The 18,527-nt window shown below is 71.2% G+C and carries 17 protein-coding genes and 1 tRNA gene; 8 read left to right on the forward strand and 10 right to left on the reverse strand.

Annotation, left to right across the window (positions count from 1 at the left end; translation table 11 throughout):
• Positions 1–430 precede the first annotated feature (430 nt).
• Both ACTMTU_RS04110 and ACTMTU_RS04115 read left to right on the forward strand, forming a co-directional pair.
• Positions 431–790 carry a DUF488 domain-containing protein gene (locus tag ACTMTU_RS04110; protein WP_441262059.1) on the forward strand — a complete coding sequence of 120 codons (360 nt, stop codon included), beginning with the start codon at positions 431–433 and terminating at the stop codon, positions 788–790.
• Positions 791–939: 149 nt separating this feature from the next.
• Entirely contained in the window at positions 940–1,641 is a 702-nt protein-coding gene (locus ACTMTU_RS04115) for a formylglycine-generating enzyme family protein (RefSeq protein WP_441262060.1), read from the forward strand.
• 288 nt (positions 1,642–1,929) lie between these two features.
• Here the strand turns inward: ACTMTU_RS04115 and ACTMTU_RS04120 are convergent, their stop codons facing one another.
• Positions 1,930–2,397, reverse strand: coding sequence for a DUF309 domain-containing protein (locus ACTMTU_RS04120; protein ID WP_441262061.1), 468 nt, complete (start codon positions 2,395–2,397; stop codon positions 1,930–1,932).
• Between the two features lie 147 nt (positions 2,398–2,544).
• Between ACTMTU_RS04120 and ACTMTU_RS04125 the strand changes: the two genes are divergently transcribed.
• Positions 2,545–2,618: transfer RNA gene (locus tag ACTMTU_RS04125), tRNA-Pro, on the forward strand.
• Between the two features lie 132 nt (positions 2,619–2,750).
• Here ACTMTU_RS04125 and ACTMTU_RS04130 read toward each other — a convergent pair.
• Complete coding sequence (locus ACTMTU_RS04130; protein ID WP_441262062.1) at positions 2,751–3,149, reverse strand: winged helix-turn-helix transcriptional regulator; 399 nt, start codon at positions 3,147–3,149, stop codon at positions 2,751–2,753.
• Between the two features lie 77 nt (positions 3,150–3,226).
• Here ACTMTU_RS04130 and ACTMTU_RS04135 point away from each other — a divergent pair, with 77 nt between their 5' ends.
• Entirely contained in the window at positions 3,227–4,180 is a 954-nt protein-coding gene (locus ACTMTU_RS04135) for a zinc-binding dehydrogenase (RefSeq protein ID WP_441262063.1), read from the forward strand.
• Positions 4,181–4,292: 112 nt separating this feature from the next.
• Here the strand turns inward: ACTMTU_RS04135 and ACTMTU_RS04140 are convergent, their stop codons facing one another.
• Positions 4,293–4,817 carry a hypothetical protein gene (locus ACTMTU_RS04140; RefSeq protein WP_441262064.1) on the reverse strand — a complete coding sequence of 175 codons (525 nt, stop codon included), beginning with the start codon at positions 4,815–4,817 and terminating at the stop codon, positions 4,293–4,295.
• Positions 4,818–5,076: 259 nt separating this feature from the next.
• On the opposite strand from ACTMTU_RS04140, the gene ACTMTU_RS04145 reads away from it, so the two are divergent.
• Positions 5,077–6,039, forward strand: a complete 963-nt coding sequence (locus tag ACTMTU_RS04145; protein ID WP_441262065.1) for a LysR family transcriptional regulator — start codon at positions 5,077–5,079, stop codon at positions 6,037–6,039.
• Between the two features lie 215 nt (positions 6,040–6,254).
• On the opposite strand, the gene ACTMTU_RS04150 is transcribed toward ACTMTU_RS04145, so the two are convergent.
• Positions 6,255–6,974, reverse strand: coding sequence for a TetR/AcrR family transcriptional regulator (locus ACTMTU_RS04150; protein WP_441262066.1), 720 nt, complete (start codon positions 6,972–6,974; stop codon positions 6,255–6,257).
• A gap of 146 nt (positions 6,975–7,120) precedes the next feature.
• Positions 7,121–7,879, reverse strand: a complete 759-nt coding sequence (locus ACTMTU_RS04155) for an SDR family oxidoreductase (protein WP_441262067.1) — start codon at positions 7,877–7,879, stop codon at positions 7,121–7,123.
• 238 nt (positions 7,880–8,117) lie between these two features.
• On the opposite strand from ACTMTU_RS04155, the gene ACTMTU_RS04160 reads away from it, so the two are divergent.
• Positions 8,118–8,684: a GNAT family N-acetyltransferase gene (locus ACTMTU_RS04160; RefSeq protein ID WP_441262068.1), complete on the forward strand. Its 567-nt coding sequence runs from the start codon at positions 8,118–8,120 to the stop codon at positions 8,682–8,684.
• A gap of 231 nt (positions 8,685–8,915) precedes the next feature.
• Here the strand turns inward: ACTMTU_RS04160 and ACTMTU_RS04165 are convergent, their stop codons facing one another.
• The 5 genes from ACTMTU_RS04165 to ACTMTU_RS04185 all read right to left on the reverse strand — a co-directional run bounded on the left by ACTMTU_RS04165 (position 8,916) and on the right by ACTMTU_RS04185 (position 14,988).
• Positions 8,916–9,518: a DinB family protein gene (locus tag ACTMTU_RS04165; RefSeq protein ID WP_441262069.1), complete on the reverse strand. Its 603-nt coding sequence runs from the start codon at positions 9,516–9,518 to the stop codon at positions 8,916–8,918.
• A gap of 239 nt (positions 9,519–9,757) precedes the next feature.
• Positions 9,758–10,663, reverse strand: coding sequence for a transporter substrate-binding domain-containing protein (locus ACTMTU_RS04170; protein WP_441262070.1), 906 nt, complete (start codon positions 10,661–10,663; stop codon positions 9,758–9,760).
• A gap of 9 nt (positions 10,664–10,672) precedes the next feature.
• A complete protein-coding gene (locus ACTMTU_RS04175; RefSeq protein ID WP_441262071.1) occupies positions 10,673–11,410 on the reverse strand; it encodes a hypothetical protein in 738 nt (245 codons plus the stop codon).
• Entirely contained in the window at positions 11,407–11,856 is a 450-nt protein-coding gene (locus tag ACTMTU_RS04180) for a hypothetical protein (protein ID WP_441262072.1), read from the reverse strand. The genes ACTMTU_RS04175 and ACTMTU_RS04180 overlap by 4 nt, the downstream gene beginning before the upstream one ends.
• 216 nt (positions 11,857–12,072) lie before the next feature.
• Entirely contained in the window at positions 12,073–14,988 is a 2,916-nt protein-coding gene (locus ACTMTU_RS04185) for a glycoside hydrolase family 48 protein (RefSeq protein ID WP_441262073.1), read from the reverse strand.
• 523 nt (positions 14,989–15,511) lie between these two features.
• Here ACTMTU_RS04185 and ACTMTU_RS04190 point away from each other — a divergent pair.
• Both ACTMTU_RS04190 and ACTMTU_RS04195 read left to right on the forward strand, forming a co-directional pair.
• On the forward strand, positions 15,512–17,251 hold the full coding sequence (locus ACTMTU_RS04190) for a glycoside hydrolase family 6 protein (RefSeq protein WP_441262580.1): 1,740 nt from the start codon (positions 15,512–15,514) through the stop codon (positions 17,249–17,251).
• A gap of 234 nt (positions 17,252–17,485) precedes the next feature.
• Complete coding sequence (locus ACTMTU_RS04195; RefSeq protein ID WP_441262074.1) at positions 17,486–18,493, forward strand: LacI family DNA-binding transcriptional regulator; 1,008 nt, start codon at positions 17,486–17,488, stop codon at positions 18,491–18,493.
• The last annotated feature ends 34 nt before the right edge of the window (positions 18,494–18,527 follow it).

Raw genomic sequence — 18,527 nt, forward strand, 5'->3', positions numbered from 1 at the left:
TTTCGTCCGCTGCGCAGACCCGCGCAGCCCGCCGCGCGGCCACACGCCACGCATCCCGCCGCCGGCCTGCCGCGCCGGGCCGGCGCGTAGCCGCGGGGTGGTGCCGCGCCAGCCGGTTCGCCGTGGGTTTCCTTGACTTTACCCGCCCCTGAAAAGGATTTCTCGCCTGGTCCGGGAGAAGCGTCCACCTCAGGTGTTTCCATGCGGTCCGCTCTGTCGTCGCCTCATGTCCACACCACCGGCGATGCCGCACGGAGCAGGAGCTTCATAGGTCTTTGTATGCTGCACGAGTACTTTCTGCAATCGATTTCACGCCACTCCTCGCTGTGCGACTCCGGGCACGGGCGGCGTCAGGAGTGGAGGCCCGGACGCGGCCCGGCCCGGCGGGCCGTCGGTCGCCAGGGCGGCCCGGTCCTGTGACCCTGGGGACATGCGACGAGGAAGTGGCACGACGAAGGTTCGCAGGATCTACGAGGAGCCCGGCCCGGACGACGGCCTCCGGGTCCTGGTCGACCGGCTCTGGCCCCGTGGTCTGAGCAAGGACGCGGCGCACGTCGACGAGTGGCCCAAGGCGCTGACGCCGTCGTCGGAGCTGCGGCGCTGGTACCACGGGCCGGACGGGGAGTACGAGGAGTTCCGGCGACGCTACGAGGCCGAACTCGCCGAACCCGCCGCCGCCGAGGCGCTGCAGAAACTGCGCACCCTCGCCACGGAAGGGCCGGTGACGCTGCTGACGGCGTCCAAGGAGCCGGACCGCAGCCACGCCGCCGTGCTGCGCAGCCTGCTCTGACGCACAATCAATCATCGGATCATGGGCGGGACTTGGGCCCGAGCCCCGTATCGTGGACCCGGCGCCGCTCCATCGACGGTCCGGCGGTCGCCCCGGAACGAGAGGCCCACCGAGTGCACCCCTCCACCGACGACCCGGCGGCCCCTTGGATGACTCCTGTGCCCGGTGGTGCCGTGGAACTCCGCGACGACCGGCGCGGCACCCGCTGGCGCACCGAGCTCGCTCCGTTCCTGCTCGGCACGTATCCCGTCACCAGGGGCCTCCACCGCGCCGTCACCGGAGCCGATGCCGCTCCCCGGCCCGATCCCACGGCCGGCCCCACTGCCGGGCCCGTGGTCCTTCCCGCCGCGAGCGAAGCCGCCCCCGTGACGTACATCAGCTGGTTCGACGCGATCGAGCTGTGCAACCAGGTGTCGGCCCGGGCCGGGCTCGGCAACGCCTACTCCCATGACGCGCGCAGCGGCGAAGTGACATGGGACCGGGCGTCGGACGGCTACCGGCTGCCGACCGAGGCGGAGTGGCAGTACGCCTGCAAGGCAGGCACCAGCGGTTACCGGTACGGCGAGATCGACGACATCGCCTGGTACGCGGACAACTCCGGCGGCCTGGCCCACGACGTCGGCGGCAAGAAGCCCAACCCGTGGGGTCTGTACGACATGCTGGGCAATGTGTGGGAGTGGTGCTGGGACCTCTACGACGAGGAGGTCTACGGCTCCTACCGCATCTTCCGCGGCGGCGGCTGGGCCGAGTCGGCGCGCGGCTGCGGAGCCTCCGTGCGACGCCGCAGCCACCCCACGTTCGCGATCGACGACCTCGGCCTCCGGCTCGCCCGGACCGTGCGGAGCGCCTGAGCCGGACCGACCGCGCTCTCCCGGCCCGCCGACGACGGCGAGGGCCCCGGGCCCGCCGACTTCGGCGTCCGAGCCAGGGGGCTGTCCCGCGGGTGGCGGCACCTCCTCGGGACATGCGCGCCGCACTCTTCGTCCCCTGCCTCGGGCGGCGTGCCGCTCTCCGTCCAGGCGCCCGCGCGGCTCCTGGCGCGACTCGGTGACGAGGTGGGCTCCCCGGCCGCCCGGGCGCCTGCCGTGGGCCCCGGCGGCCCCGCTTCTGCTGCGGCCCGCAGGCGCGATGTGATCCAGCTAGAGGCACAGCCGCGGGGCCTCCGCGGCCGGGTCCACCGGGCCGGTCAGCCGGCCCGCCAGCTCACGGGCCCAGCCGGTCAGTCCCGGTACGTCGATGGCGTGCGGCGCGGGGAAGCCGGCGATCCGGTCCGCCCCGCGCAGCAGCAGGCGGGCGCCGCCCGCGGTGTTGCCCCGTGCCGCGTGTGTGAGACCCACCGCGAGCTGGGCCATGCCGCGCCACAGCTCACGCTCCTCCTCGGGGCCGGACTTCCACGCGTCCTCGAACACTTCGTGCGCATGGAACGGCATCCCGGCGTCGAGCAGCCGCTGAGCCTCGGAGAGCGTCTCGGAGGGAGTGCGCAGCACTCCCTCCGACTGGCGTTCCACGCCGGGCGCGCCATGGGGGAGGGGGCGCCCCAGCCCGTCCCGGGGACGGGCGTTGCGCGCCCGGCCCTCGGCGTCGCGGTCTCTGCGTGCCTTGTCCATGCCGTAATTGTCCCTCGTACGCCTCCACCGGCGACGGGCGGTGTGCCCCGCGTGCCACCGCGCCGCAGGCCGGGCGTCCGACGACCCCGCAGAGTGCGGTAATGTTCTCTTGCGCGCTCAGCCAGGGAAACCGGCGGAACCGCGCACCGGGACGTGGCGCAGCTTGGTAGCGCACTTGACTGGGGGTCAAGGGGTCGCAGGTTCAAATCCTGTCGTCCCGACTCGTGAGAGTCGTAGAGCAAGGGGCCGTTTCAGAGAAATCTGAGACGGCCCCTTGGTCGTTCGGACCCGCCCGGGCCGGCGGCATCTCATCGACCTGCGGGAGGCGGCCGGCGGAGCCGGTCCGGGCCGTCTCACCCGGCGCCGGGGTCACGCTTCGCCGCATCGTCGTAGGCGGCGCGGGCCTCGGCGACGGCGGACCGGTGGCGCTCGGCCCAGCTCACCAGTCCGGTCAGCGAGGCGTGCAGTTCTCGGGCCATGGGCGTGAGGCTGTACTCCACTTTGGGCGGCACGGTCGGATGGACGGTGCGTACGAGCAGCCCGTCCCGCTCCAGCCTGCGCAGGTTGAGACTGAGCATCCGCCGGCTGATGCCCCTGATGGGGCGCTCCAGTTCGGTGAAGCGGACCGGGCCGTGGGCGGCGGCGATCAGGATCCCGATGCTCCACTTGCCCGCCACGCGGTCGAGCACCTCTGTGACCGGGCAGGCTTCGTCCCTCAGTGCGTCGGTAACACGGGTGGGACTGCGTGACATGAAAGTGCCTCCTTCCGACGAGCGGCAACGTTATCGATGATGACTGCTGTTACAAGTCGTGAACCAAGGGGGAAGACATGCCTGTTCGTGCTCTCGTCGTTGATCCGTCCGCACCCGAATCTGTCCGCCTCGCCGAGGTTCCGGACCCGGTCCCCGGATTGGGCCAGGTCCTTGTGGACGTCTCCCACGCCTCGTTGAACTACGGCGACCTCAACGACGCCCGCTCCGGTCGCCTCCCTGTGGGGGCGGTGCTCGGTTCGGACGCCGCCGGGGTGGTGGTTCGAGCTGCCGCTGACGGAACCGGCCCGGCGGTGGGCACCCGGGTGGTGGCCCTGACCTCGGGGGCGTTCGCCGAGCGTGTCGCCATCGACACCGGCGCGCTCGCCGAGGTGCCGAAGAGCCTGGACCTGGCGCAGGCAGTCGCTCTGCCGGTCGCCGGAGTGGCCGCACTGCGCTCGCTGCGGGCCGCCGGACTCGGTCCGGAGAAGAGAGTGCTGGTCACCGGTGCCTCCGGCGGAGTCGGCCGGTTCGCCGTCCAGTTGGCGGCGCGGGCCGGTGCTCACGTGATCGCTTCCGTGGGATCGACCGCCCGTGGGGAGGGGCTGCTCGAGGCCGGCGCCGACGAGGTGCTGATCGGCCTGGAGGGGCTCGAGCGACCGGTCGACATGGTCATCGACAGCGTCGGCGGCCCCCAGTTGGTCGCGGCATGGAACCTGCTCGCTCCCGGGGGCAGCGTGCAGAGCGTCGGCTGGACCTCTGGGGAGCCGGCGGTCTTTCCCCCGTACGCGACCGTCGGCCCGGCCAAGTCGCTGACGTCCTTCGTCATCGAGGGCGATGCGGGCACGGACCTGGCCGTTCTCACCGAGCTGGTCGCTGAGGGATCCGTCACCGTCGAGATCGGCTGGCAGGGGTCCTGGGAGCGCTTCGCCGAGGCCGCCGAGGCCCTCCGCGGACGCCGTGTCCCCGGAAAAGCGGTCCTTCATGTGTCACGCGACGAGCCGCACGCGCCGGCGCTGCCTCCGCAGGACTAGGACCTGCCCCGCGAGAGTCGTCCGGGGCAGGCCGCGTGAGAAGCCCGACAGCCCGGACGCGGACGGCCCCGGTCGTCCGGCTCCGCACCTGGCCGCCCGGACAGGACGGGTCCTAGGAGGCCGTTGGGGACGGCCGCGCGGATTCCGTGCGGGGTGACGACTTCGTGCGGCCGCCGTCGCACATCAGCGTGATCACGATCATCGACGTGGGGGACGCGTCCGCACCCGCGGCGCCGGGAAGCACGGTCGCAGCCGTCCAGTTGCCCTTGCGCAGGCTCAGCCATCCCTCACCCATGTCATGTCCGGGCTGCCACCCGTGGTCCGACCGCGCCCGGGTGAACCCGGCCTTCAGGGCCGTGTCCGCAGTCGCCGACTCGTGCTCGCCCGTGAGGCGTTCGTGGCACTCGGTCGGGATCAGCTCCTGCGGCGTCCGCTCCAGCGTGATGCCCTCGGCCTCGAGAGCCGAGGTCAGATCCGAGACCACAGCGTCCGCGGGCAGCGGCGGACCCGAATGGCGCGGCGGGAGAGGGCCCTTGTCCTCCAGGAGCAGAGCGCCGCAGCCGGTCGTCGCCGTCATCGTCAGCACCGTCATCATGGCCAGGCCCGTCAGGCCTGTGCGCCCCCGTCGCAGTCGCACGGTCTCGTCCGCCCCCTTCTGTACCGTTCACGGCCGCTCAGTCTTCCACCCTGCCGGATCACGACGGACGGTGGCCCGACCAGGGGGCCTGCCCCCGGGGCGCTGGGGTGCCGGGCGCATGCGGAGGGGTCGGCACCTGGAACGCGTCGTCACGCGGTCCAGGTTGCCGCCCTGGATCCACGGAGATCTTCGCGAGGCTCAACTCCCAAGTCAATCCTAGGATTTCCTCGCAGCAGCCCAAGGAATATCTTGGACCCCCATGACTCTTGATGATCTGCGCGTCTTCGTCGCCGTGTGCCGCGCCGGCAGCCTCAGTGCCGTCGCCCGCGAACTGTCCTGCACCCAGTCCGCCGTCAGCCAGCACGTGAAGCGGCTCGAGCGGGAGATCGGGACCGACCTGGTGGAACGGCATCCCCGCGGCGTCGTGCCCACTCGGGCGGGCCGACTCCTTCAGGCGGCCGCCGCCGACGGCATCGCCGGCCTCGACGTCGCACTGCGACGCCTCGCGGACCTCGTACGCGGTGACGGCGGCTCGGTACGCATCACCACCGGCGCCACCACCGTGCGCCACTTCATGTCGGCGGCGGTCGTCGAATTCCGGCGCCGGCACCCCCGGGTCAGCCTGGAGTTCCAGACGGAGAACTCCAGCCGCAGCTGCTTCGACGCGCTCGCGGCCCACGACCTGGACCTGGCATGGATCACCATCGGCGCGCCCGTGCGCGGCGTCGAGCAACACCGGGTGATCGACCTGCCCTGGGTGCTGGCCGTCCACGCGGACGACCCGCTCGCCGCCCGCAGCCGGATCGAGCCGCAGGATCTCGCCGGCATCCGCCACATCCGGCTGCCCGAGAATTCCACGTCGCGCGCCCGGCTCGACGCCGCCTTCGCCGAATGGGGCATCCACGCCACCTCGGACACCGGCGTCGCCGACTGGGACACCGCCATCCTCCTCGCCGAACTCGGCCTCGGCCACGCCGTCGTCCCCGCCCTGCCCGGCTGGAGCGGCTCCGCCCATCCTTCGCTGCGCTTCGTCCCGATCCCGGATCTTCCCGCCCTCTCGGCGGGCTGGGCGGTACGGAAGTGGGACGCCCTGTCGCCGCAGGCCCGCGCCTTCGCGGACATGGTCGCCACCAGGAGCGGCCGAGAGTCGCTCCCCGGCCCCGGCCACGGGCCCGCCGGGGCCGGGACGGCGCGCCGGGGCACCGGGGCTCGCACCACCTGACGTACGGGCCGGGAGCGCGGCGGCTGATGGTGTCCACGGGACCCCGGACCATCAACTGCTCGTACGGGGGCTCGGCTTCCGCGCCCACGGCACCGTCCACGACGATGTCTTCCGTTGGCTGACGAGCCGCCGGCGGGCAGCCTGGTGAACCCCGACGGCGCCGCCCCTCTCACGCCGGTCCGAGCGCGGAGCCCGGTGGACAACCCCCGCCGTGCTCAAGAAGTGGCGGACAGACGTCCCAGCCACTCGCTCAGCAGACCGCTCTCCGCGCCGGTCAGTGCCGGGGACGGTGCGTGGGCGAGCAGGGCGTCGAGTTTCGCCGCGGTCGAGGGGATGTCCGCCCCGCTCCGCCCGTCCGCCGGTCCAACGGCCGGCGTGGCCTCGGCGTAGGCGTCCGGGGTGAGGATCGCGGCGTGGACGGCGTCGCGGACCCGGGTGGACAGGGCCGCGTCCTCGAAGGTGGTGGGCCGGGACACCAGCATCAGTGCCACCCCCACGTTCGCCGCCATGACCATCTGCGCGGCCACGCGCGGCGCGAGCCGCAGCTTGCCGAGTGCCGCCGCGCGTTCCAGGTCCCGGGTCAGGATCCGATGGGACTCCAGGGCCGCGGCGGGCGGGGTGCGCATGGCGGGGGAGTTCATCAGTCGGTACAGGTTCGGGTTGGCCAGGGCGAAGGCCACATGGGTGTCCCATCCGTCCCGCAGGTCCTGGACGGGGTCCGCCCCGGGGCTGCGCTCACGCTTCGTGGCCAGATATTTGTCGAAACCGTGGTCGACGACCGCCGAGAGCAGGCCTTCCTTGTCCCCGAAGTGCCGGTAGAGCGCCGGCGCTCCCACATGGGCCCCCTCGCACACGGCGCGGGTGGAGATGTCGCCGTCGGGGGAGGCCGCGACCAGGTCGGCGGCGACTTCGAGGATGCGGTCACGGGTGCTCATGGCGGCGACGCTACCAAGCCGGGTAGCGGCGCTACGCGCCCTCGGCACGGGAGGTCACCTCCCTCGGCGACGGCTGACGAGGGCGGTCTCGCCGATGGCATGACGTCCGGCATGAGCGCGGCCGGGGCCGACCGGCGCCACGGGGCTCAGATCGCGCCGCCGTTGGCGCGCAAGACCTGGCCGTTGATCCAGCGGGCGGGGCCGGCGAGGAAGGAGACGACCTCGGCGATGTCGGCAGGGGTACCGAGTCGCTCCAGCGGGTTCATCTTCGACATGCGCTCGATGGTCTCGGCGTCCTTGCCGTCCAGGAACAGCGCCGTGGCGGTCGGCCCAGGGGCGACAGCGTTGACGGTGATGTCCCGGCCCCGCAGCTCGCGGGCGAGAATCAGCGTGACGGCCTCGACGGCGCCCTTGGTGGCGGCGTACGCGCTGTAGCCGGGGAGGGCGAGGCCCAGGACGGACGTCGAGAAGTTGATGACGGCGCCGCCGGAGCGCAGTCGGCGGGCGGCCTGCTGGTTGACGACGAACGTGCCGCGGACGTTGGTGCGGTGCATCCGGTCCAGCGCGTCCAGGTCGAGGTCGACCAGCGGCGCGAGCGTCATGACGCCTGCCGCGTGGACGACCACGTCCACGCCGCCGTAGGTGTCCTCGGCGAGATCGAAGAGGGCGGCGACCGCCTGCTCGTCGGCCACGTCGGCACGGAAGGCGACGGCCTGCCCGCCCGCAGCGGTGACAGCGGTGACCGCAGCCTCGGCCTCGGCCCGGTTGCCCGCGTAGTTGATCACGACGGCGAAGCCGTCCGCGGCCAGCCGCTCCGCGCTCTCACGGCCGATGCCCCGGGAGCCGCCGGTGACGATCGCGACGCGGCGGGGGTTGGGGGTGGGGGTCCGGCTCTGCTCGGTCATCGTGTCGCTCCTGTCGGGAGGTGTGAAGGGTCGGTACCTCGAACTCGCGTAATCAACGCTAACACGTATGGCGTAGCAACGCTACTGCGATCCGGTAGGGGCGCTGCCGTGTTCGCGTCGCTGCCCGCACACCCCGAACGTCCGTACCGGAGCACCTCTTTGCCCCCCGTACGCCTCCCTGCCCACGGACAAGGACCCCGCCCCTCCACTCAAGATCATCGAGTGCAGAATGGTCCGTATGGCGATAACGAACATGCCGAGAACGGCAACGATCGACGATGCTCCGCAGATCAGCCCGATCCTGGCCCGTGCCTTCGACGACGACCCGATGATGCGCTGGTTCTTCCCCGACGACGATGCGCGCGAGGCGGTGCTGGGCCGCTATTTCGCCACGATCTTCACCCGGCAGTACGGGCGCCACGGCGTGTGCGAGCACACCGAGGCTGCGGCCGCGTTCTGGGTGCCGCCGGAGGCGCAGGCCAAGGCCGTTCCCGACGCCGGGACCATCCAGGAACTCCTGGCCATTCTCGGTGACCGGGCTCCGCTGTTCAGGGACGCTGTCGAGACGGCCGCGAAGCACACACCTCAGGAACCGCACTGGTACCTGGCGATGATCGGCGCCGACCCGGCCGCCCAGGGCCAGGGACACGGTGCGGCCCTGCTGCGCTCGGGGCTGGCCAAGGCCGACGCGGCAGGTCTGCCCACCTATCTGGAGTCCTCCAAGCCGTCGCGCGAGGAGGTACGGCTGCCAGGGGGCGGGCCGGTGCTGTGGGGGATGTGGCGCAGGCCGGCCGACTCCCGCTGACCGCCCCCGGAACCGGGTCGGGGGGACGGCGCGCGAGGCGCCGAGCGTGGCGGTGACGCGGCGGCGACCCGGGAACGGCCCCCGCCCGGGGGCGTACCCGGTCCCGCCGCCCGCCGCCCGCCGCCCGCCGCCCGCCGCCCGCCGCCCGCCGGCGACGGTCAGGACAGGAGCCCGATGAGACCCCGCGCCGCCGCGTCGGGCGTGACGGTCAGGCGCGAAGCGTCTCCGTCTTCACCGGGACCCGCGCGCTCGGCGGTCGGCCTCCTCGGCCGTGCGCTCCAGCCGGCTACGGTGGTTCTCCCACCACGCCGAGTCCCCGGGCGCCATGCCGCGGTTGTTCTCGTTCATGCCGACGGCACCGTCCGTGAGTTCCCGCAGGATGTCGGCGTGACCGGCGTGCCGGTGCGTATCGGCGATCACACGCACGACGGCATGATGCAACGTCACCTCGTTCTTTCTGGGCCACCACGGCACCTTGCCGACCGTGTCCAGCGGCAGCGCGTCGATCGTCGCGTCCGCGTGCGCCCATGCCCGGTGGTAGAGCTCCACGATGTACTCGCGTGATTCGTCGGCGGTGGCCCACATGTCCGCGTTGGCCTCTGCGCCGTCCTCGAGCCAGGGCAACGGCTCGCCGGACGGCCGCCCGAAGGTGTCGCCGAGGTAGCCCAGCTCCACGCCGGCCACGTGCTTGACGAGGCCCAGGAGATTGGTGCCGGTCGGCGTCAGCGGGCGGCGGACGTCGTACTCGGAGAGCCCTTCGAGCTTCCACAGCAGGGCGTCACGGGCGGACTGGAGGTAGAAGTGAAGGTCAGCCTTGGGGCTCGATGCGTTCATCGGAACAGTCTGCCGCTCGCGCGATCTTCGTTCACCATGTTTGTCGACCGCTCCCGGTGAACGGAACCGGTGGGCCCGGTTCGCCGACTCGGCGGGGAACTTGGGGGACCGTCCGGGCCGCGGCGAGGTGTTCGGTGGGCCGCCACGCGCCGCTCGTGGGCGCGTCGGCGCACACGACGACCCGGCGCCGACCGGAGCGGCTGCGGGCCGGGACGCGGGGCGGCCCGGCCGCCCCCCGCTCACGGGCTGGTCGTGTCCCGGCAGGACCGGGCCTCGATCGCCGCGGTGCTCGGCTTGTGGCTGCTGATCCAGCCGCGGTTCTCCTCGGTGAGAGCCGGCAGGGACGTCTCGACGTCCCGGATCCAGGTGCTGGTGCCCACGTGCTTCTTCAGCCATGCCTCGAGGCGCCGGCAGTCCTCCTTGTGCCCCTTCCGCAGCCCGATGCCGTAGTGCTGCGGTGCTCCTATCGTCACGTCCGGCACCACACGCAGCCCGTCCTTCTCGTGCTGACGGGCGAAGCCGTACAGGATCGCCTGGTCGGTGGAGACCGCCTGGACCCGGCCGGCGACGAGTTCGTCGATGCAGTCGGACGCGTCGTCGAGGGTGACCGGGTCCGCGCCCACGGTGTCCTTGATGTCGTCCAGCGCTTCCTGGGACGTGGTCCCCTCCCAGGTGCAGATGCTGGTGCCGCGCAGGTCGGCCAGGGTCTCCACCTCGGTGCCCGACGCGACGAGGAACCCCTGCCGGGTGGTCAGATAGGGGCCCACGAAGTCGACCTCGTCCATGCGTTCGGCGGTGATGGAGAACGAAGCGATCGTCATGTCCGCCTTCTTCCCCAGCAGTTGGGTCACCCGGTCGCCGGAGGAGACGTCCACGGGCTCGCTGAACGCGACGTCGAGCTCCTCCTCGATGTGCTGGAGCAGCAGGAAGTCCAGCCCCGAACGGTCGTAGTTCGCGGAGTAGGACAGGCCGGGCAGGTCGTTGTGCATCGCGACGGTCACCCGGTTCACCCCGAGGAACGTCGGCTCCGGTTCATCGGTGGAGCAGGCCGCCAGACTCACAAGCGTGGCGACGGCTGTCGCCGTGCCGATCAGGCGCTTCGGCACGCGTACGGTGGAACGCCAGGATTCCGGGATGTCGGACACGGTGTCCTCTCAGTCGTGAAGTACGACGTCCGCGACGGAAAGGCTCATCCGGCAGCCTTCGTCGGTCAGCAGGGTGATCCGGGCCTCGATCTCGCCCTCCAGCCCGCCCAGAGGGAACTCGACCGCCTCGCCGCTCCGCACACCCTCGACCCGGGTGTTCGCGTTGCCCGGCAGTTCGGCGGTGTAGGTGGTCTCCGGGCCGCAGAACTGCGAGCCGCGGGCCGCGTCCCTGATCGTGAGGGTCAGGCGCAGACGTGAGCGGTCGGCGGGGCTGTCCACGACGAGCCGCAGCCGTGAGCCGTTCGTGGCCGTGTCCGGGGTGATCCGGGTCCGCCCGGTGACATCGATCTCGCCGTGTTCCGCGAGGTGGTCCATGCCGATGGTGCCGGCGACCGCGCAGATCACCGCAGTCGCCGACATGAGCACCCGCCAGCGGCGGGCCCTCCGCTCGCCCGAGGGGGCTATCAGCCGTGCCAGCGCCAGCGCGACCGCGGAGCCGATCGCGGCGTAGACCCACACGAACTGGTGGAGCGGCCCGTCGGGCGCGGTGATCAGGGCGATGCTGCCGAGCGAGAGCACCAGCAGGAACGGCGGCCAGTTCCAGCCGCCCCAGCGCTTGGCCTTGTCGGCGAACTCGACGACGTCTCCGACGAACACGCTGAGGAACAGTTTGCTGACGAACCCGATCGCCGGGGACTGGTCGCCGCTGGTGCTGGCGCGGCTGTCGACCGGGTGCTCACCGGTCAACTACCGGCCCCCTGACCGGGACGCGGGTTGAAGTAGAAGTTCGCGGTCTCCAGTTTGCCGATCGCCGGTGAGCCGTCGCCGTGCGACGTCACCTCGATCCGGTCGGCGCTGTGAGTGGTGCGACGGGCCAGCTCGATGTGCGACCGCAGGGACTCCGCGCTCAGGTCCTTCCCGGTGGTCAGCCAGGTGCCGATCGCTTCCTCCAGGACCTGCCGGTCGTCGGCGGAGAGTTGCTCGATGGCCGTGGCCGCGACCGTGTCCTCTTCGGTCTCCGGCGGGTCGTCGGGATTCCTGCGCAGCACCCTGCCCAGCAGGACCCGGCCTCTCTCCACCGCGCTGTCCGCCAGCCTGGTCTGCGCCGAATCGACGACGGCGCCGGCGAACGACGTCGCGGCGGTGCTGACGAACGGGGCGATGACAGCGGCGGCTGTCAGTAATTCGGACATGCGATCTCCCTCCGGATCAGCCTGAACTCTACTCAACGTTGCGTGTGGCGGAAGTGACTCAGCGCTACTGAGAAATCCGGTGCGGGAGCACGACGGAGCCGGGCGGCATCACTCTGGATGCCGGCCCGGCTCCGCCGTCAACGACTGCCCGGTCCGGTGACCGCCCCGTGGCGACCTGCCCCAACAGGTCGCGGGCGGGCACTCACCGGTCGTGCGTCACTCGAGCAGCTCCGCGTACGCGCCCATGGCGAGGGCGATGTCCGCCTGCGCCCAGAAGCGGTGGTACGTGAACTCCGGTGCGGCGCCGCCCGCCAGGTAACTCTCGATCTTCGACCAGGCAGGGTCGTCCTCGTAGAAGGAACGCAGCGACGCGAACGTCGACGACGAGTTGATGGTGTCGCCGTTCGGCATCGTGCCCGTCCAGCCGCTGGGCACGTACACCGGGTCGTCGAACCGGCTGTAGTCGGTACGCGTCTCGGGCACCGCGATGCCGAGCGCGTCCTGGTGGTGGTCCCACATCCCGTCGAGCAGCGCCTTGGCCACGGACTTGGCCTCCGCGTCACCCGAACGTGCGGCGTAGTACGTCAGCACCTTGGCGTACGCGCCGGCCACGCCCACGTCCTGGGTGTAGTCGGCCACCGTCACGTGCAGACCGGCGTTGGCGCCCGGGTTCGCCGCGTTCCACGTGTCCGGCTTGCCGGACCACTGGAGCGTGGACGGGATCCGGAACGTGCCGTCGGGGTTGACGGTCGTCTCGGAGAGCGCCCAGTCGACCCACTTGTCGAGCACCTCCTTCGCCTGCGCGTCGCCCGTCTGCTGGTAGTACTCGGCGACCCGCTCCATGGACCACGCCTGGAAGCCGAACCACTGGTTCGACGGCGGGTCGTGGTACACCGGCTTCTCGTCGTACGCCATACCGTAGAAGGTGGGCGTACCGGCCGCCGGCGCCTCGTAGCGGCCGCCGACACTGTTCGTCGCACCGCCCGCGATGGCTCCCTCGTCGGCCTGCAGCCAGCGGTAGAACTCGATCTGCCGGTCCAGGCTCTTCGCCCAGTCCGCCTGCGCCGTCGGCGACTTGGGCTTCAGCGGGGCGTAGGCGCTGAGCGCGTGGGCCGCGAGCGGGTTCTGGTAACCGCCGTGCGCGTGGCTGGAGCCGATCCGCCAGGCCCAGCCCGCCGAGGAGTCGGCCGCGCCACCCCAGGCGTAGTACCAGGACAGCAGGTAGTGCGAGCTGTCCTTGCCGGTGCCGGCCGGGCAGGTCGTCGGACCCACGCAGTTGCCGACCTTCTTGAAGTACTTGTCGAACATGGCGTAGCGCAGGTAGTCGCCCATCTTGGCGGCCTTGGCGACCGTCCCGGAGACCTGGGAGCCCTTGCCCTGCTCCTTGGCCCACAGGTCGGCCCAGTAGGCGGCCTGCACGGCGCGGGCGTCCGCGTCCGGGGCGTTGGTGTACTTCCACTGCTTGGCGTAGGACGCGTCCTTGGTGAACAGGTCCAGGTAGCCGTTGGGGCCGCCGTAGGCGAACCGGTCACATGTCGGCTGCGGCACCGTCTCCCACACCGATTCCTGCGGACCGCGCTGGAAGGTGTTGATGTACGAGGGGCCTGTCGCGCTCGGCCCGGCCTCGCACTTGCCGGGCTCGTTGCCGTACCCGTAGACGTTGTCGACGTCCTGGAGCCAGTGCATGCCGTAGACGTCGTCCGTGCCGTACGCGCTCTTCAGCTCTGCCGCGATCGGGTCCTTGCCGGATGTCACGGAGGGCTGGAGCTCGGCCGGGTACTGGGAGGGCTGGTCGTGCTCCGGCGCGTAGGTGGCCGGCTTGTTCGGGTCGTAGTAGGAGCCGGTGGCCTGGTCGGCGTGCGTGGGGATCATGTACTTCTCCATGATCTCCCAGGCTCCGTTGAACTTCGTCCAGTCACCGCTGATCCGGCCGTACATGGCCTGGAGCCAGATCAGGTAGCTGTACGCCTCCGACGTCGTCTCGTGCCCGTGGTCGGGGGCCTCGACGATCAGCGTCTCGACGGAGTGGTACGGGATGCCCTCGGGCGAGAAGTAGCCGTTGGCCGGGTCGGTGATCTTCCCGTACAGCTCGAGGAAGCGCCCGTCGTACTCCTTCGAACCGCCCAGTTGCGTCACCGTCACCTCGGCCGCCGTGTGGCCGGGGGCGGTCACCCTGAAGGTGGCCGCGCCGGTGCCCTGGCTGTCGGCGGCGATGGTCACCTTCTGCGCCGTGTTCCAGTTCGACGGGGTGAAGGTGAGACTTCCGCCGCTGCTCACGCTCAGGCCGGTGTTGCCCGCCGTGCGGGCCACGGACACCGTGACGTTGGAGGACGGCTGGGTGGACAGCTTGACGTCGAACGCTCCGGAACCGCCCTGCTGGACGCCGAGTTGCGTGGGTGAGGCCACGAGCGCGGGGCCGGTGGCCACGGTGATGCCGACCGGGGGCGACTCGGCCGAGGCGCCCTGGCTGTCGTAGGCCTTGGCGTAGAGCGAGTAGTCACCTGCCGCGAGGCCGGCGGCGCTGAACGTGTACGGGGAGCTGGTGTCCGTGCCCAGCAGGGTCGTGTCGCTGTAGAACTCGACCTTGGTGACACTCGCGCCGTCGGCCGCGGCGGCCGTCGCGGCCAGCGGGACGGGGTCGCCGGCGGAGAAGACCGCACCGGCCGTCGGGCTGGTGAGCACGGCGATCGGCGGCTGGTGGGCGCCGGTGCATCGGGTGCCGTTGACGGCGAAGGAGGTGGGCGCGGCGTTGGTGCCGCTGTAGGAGAACTGGGCGCCGGTGCTGACGGCGGCACCGGCGGCGATCGACCGGCTCCAGGTGGGCGCCTTGACCGTGACGGTGCTGCCCGACTGCGACCAGGTGCCGTTCCATCCGTTGCTGAGCTTCTGGTTCCCCGAGTAGGCGTACGTCAGGGTCCAGTCGTCGATCACTTCGGAACCGCGGTTCGTGATGGTGAGGTCGGTGGTGAAGCCGGAACCCCAGTCACTGGTCCGGTAGTCGACGCTGCACTGCACGGCGGCGGCGTGGGCCGGCGCCGTGCCGGTCGCGGTGAGGGTCAGGGGGAGCGAGAGGACGGCGGCCAGCGCCGTCAGTACGCGCCTCAGTGGGCGCCGTCTTCCTGGTGGAGACATGGGGGTGACTCTCCTAGCGGCTCGGGGAGTTGAGCACGGGCATGCTGAGCACAAGCCTTGAACCAGTGGGAGCGCTCCCACGGTGAGGTGGTGCGGCGGAGCTGTCAAGAGTTGTCACAGAAACCGGGGTGGAGAAGTGCGCTCCGTCAAGAAATTTGCCAAGTCCCCTTCTCTGCCCCGCCGTTCGGCGCTAGCCTCCGGTGCAACCAGTGGGAGCGGTTCCATCACGGGACACGCCGTTTTCGGCGCGTCCGAGCTGCAAGGAGTCGCTCATGCGTCACCCCCCGCACCTTGCCGTCGCTCCGCCCGGTGTCCTGCCCGCACCGGGCGCAATCGCGCTGCGACGGTTCACGTATCCCCGTAAAGAGTCTCCGGAAGGGGACAGAACCGCCCCCCGTTTTCGGTCACTTGGCTGGGAGCGCTCCCACTGGCAGGCCGTGTGCACACGGCTGCTCGACCAGCGCAATGCCCCCACCCCCGATTCGCCGACGAGAGGACACGTCACCCCATGAGCCGCGACATCATGAGCCGTGCCACCGCACCACCGCTGCGACGGAAGCGCACCGCCCTGCTGGCCGCCTGCAGCCTTCTGGCCACCGGCGCCGGCGCCGTCACCCTCATGCAGACGCCCGCCGCCGCCGCGGCGATCGCATGCAGCGTCGACTACCAGACCAGCGACTGGGGCTCCGGCTTCACGACCACGGTCAACGTCAAGAACACCGGCACCACCGCGATCGAGAACTGGACGCTGACGTACGCCTATACGGGCAATCAAAAGCTCAGCAGCGGCTGGAACGGCACCTGGTCGCAGTCAGGCAGCACCGTCACGGTCAAGGGCACCGACTGGAACCGGTCCATCGCCGGCGGCGCGACCGTCTCACCGGGCGCGCAGTTCTCCTACAGCGGCACCAACACCGCGCCGACGTCCTTCGCGGTCAACGGCGTGACCTGCAACGGCGGCACCACGCCCACCGACCCGCCCACCGACCCTCCGACCGACCCCCCGGCCGGTGACAAGGTCGACAACCCGTTCGTCGGTGCCAAGATGTACGTCAACCCCGAATGGTCGGCGAAGGCCGCCGCCGAACCGGGCGGCAGCCGCATCGCCAACACCTCGACCTCCGTGTGGCTCGACCGCATCGCGGCGATCGAGGGCGTCAACGGCGGGATGGGTCTGCGCGACCACCTCGACGAGGCGCTCAAGCAGGCCGGCGGCAGCCCGCTGGCCATCAACCTCGTCGTCTACGACCTCCCCGGCCGCGACTGCGCCGCACTCGCCTCCAACGGCGAGCTCGGGCCCGAGGAGCTCCCGCGCTACAAGAGCGAGTTCATCGACCCGATCGCGGCCGCCGTCGCCGACCCGAAGTACGCGAGCCTGCGCATCACCACCGTCATCGAGATCGACTCGCTGCCCAACCTCATCACCAACGCGGGCAGCCGGCCCACCGCCACCCCGCAGTGCGACGTGATGAAGGCGAACGGCAACTACGTCAAGGGTGTCGGCTACGCGCTGTCCAAGCTCGGCCCGATCCCCAACGTCTACAACTACATCGACGCCGGTCACCACGGCTGGCTGGGCTGGGACGACAACTTCGGACCCTCCGCCGAACTGTTCGCCCAGGCCGCCAAGGCCGAGGGCAGCAAGCTGGAGTACGTCACCGGCTTCATCACCAACACCGCCAACTACGGCCCCCTCAAGGAGCCGCACTTCACGATCAACGACGCGGTGGGCGGCACCTCGGTGCGCCAGTCGAAGTGGGTCGACTGGAACCGCTACGTCGATGAACTGTCCTACGCCCAGGCCTTCCGCCAGCGCCTGGTCCAGGCAGGCTTCGCCTCCAACATCGGCATGCTGATCGACACCTCCCGCAACGGCTGGGGCGGCACCGCACGGCCCACCGGACCGGGGCCGCAGACCAACGTCGACACCTACGTCAACGGCGGCAAGCTCGACCGCCGGATCCACCTCGGCAACTGGTGCAACCAGGCGGGCGCGGGCCTCGGCGAGCGGCCGAAGGCGGCTCCCGAGGCGGGCATCGACGCCTACCTGTGGGTCAAGCCCCCGGGTGAGTCCGACGGCTCCAGCTCGGAGATCCCGAACGACGAGGGCAAGGGCTTCGACCGGATGTGCGACCCGACCTACACGGGCAACGTGCGCAACGGGAACAACATGTCCGGCGCGCTGGGCGGTGCCCCGGTCTCCGGCCACTGGTTCTCCGCGCAGTTCCAGGAGCTCATGAAGAACGCCCACCCGGCGCTCTAGGGTCTTGCGTTCGGATCGGGCCGGATCCGGACGAGAGGCTTTAGGGTCCTCGTTCGGATCGGGCACGGCCGGATCCGGACGAGAGGTCCCGGCAGCGGGCACACCGCGCGAGCGGTGACCCGCGGGCGCTCCGACGCGCCTCGGCCGACCTGGACAGGCCATGACCCGCAACTTTAGGGTCATGGCTCTCAGGACGCCGAGGCGCGTCACAACGTTCCGCCGTGGAGTGCACGAATGGTCACCCTTGCTGATGTCGCCCGCCACGCAGGCGTCTCCGCCAGCACGGTCAGCTATGTCCTCAGCGGCAAACGCTCGATCTCCCGGAGTACCCGCGAGCGGGTCGAGCGGAGCATCGAAGAACTCGGCTACCGGCCGCACGCCGGCGCCCGCGCACTCGCCAGCAACCGGTCCGGCATCATCGCGCTGATGGTGCCGCTGCGCACCGACATCTATGTGCCCGTGATGCTCCAGATCGCCATGGCCGTCACCACCACGGCCCGCGCCCACGGCTACGACGTCCTCCTGCTCACCGGGGAGGAGGGGCCGGAGGCCGTGCGGCGCATCGAGGGCAGCGCGGTGGCGGACGCGATGATCGTCATGGACGTGGAGCTCGACGACGAACGGCTGCCGCTGCTGCGGGCCGCCCGGCGCCCCGCCGTGCTCATCGGACTGCCCGCCGACACCGGTGGCATCGGCTGCGTCGACCTCGACTTCACGGCGGCCGGGGCACTGTGCGTGGAACACCTGGCCGGGCTCGGCCACCGGGAGATCGCGTTCATCGGCGAGGCCCCCGGGGTGTACGAACGCCACACCGGCTTCGCCGAGCGCACCCTCGCCGGACTGCGCTCCGCCGCCGGGACGCACGGCATGCGACTCCTGCACCGCCCCTGCGCGAGCGGCTGGACCGCGGTCGCCGCCACCCTCGGACGGATCCTCGAGGAACGCCCCGGCACGACGGCCTTCGTCGTGCAGAACGAGGCCGCCACCGACCCCCTGCTGGCCCTGCTGCGCCAGCAGCGGCTGGCCGTACCGGAGGACGTGTCCGTCGTCGCCATCTGCCCCGACCAGGTCGCGGCGCAGGCGCCGGTGCCGCTCACCGCCGTCGCGGTTCCGGCGCAGGACATGGGCCGGCGCGCGGTCGAGCAGGTGGTGGCCGTGCTGGACGGCGGGGAGGCGGCGCGGACCGTGCTCCTCGCACCCGAACTCACCGTGCGGGCCAGCTCCGGCCCCGCTCCCCGCTGACGCGCCGCACCGCGCCGGGACCGGAGGGAGAGGA

It is taken from the genome of Streptomyces sp. OZ13 (assembly GCF_052068155.1).
GTDB lineage: Bacteria > Actinomycetota > Actinomycetes > Streptomycetales > Streptomycetaceae > Streptomyces.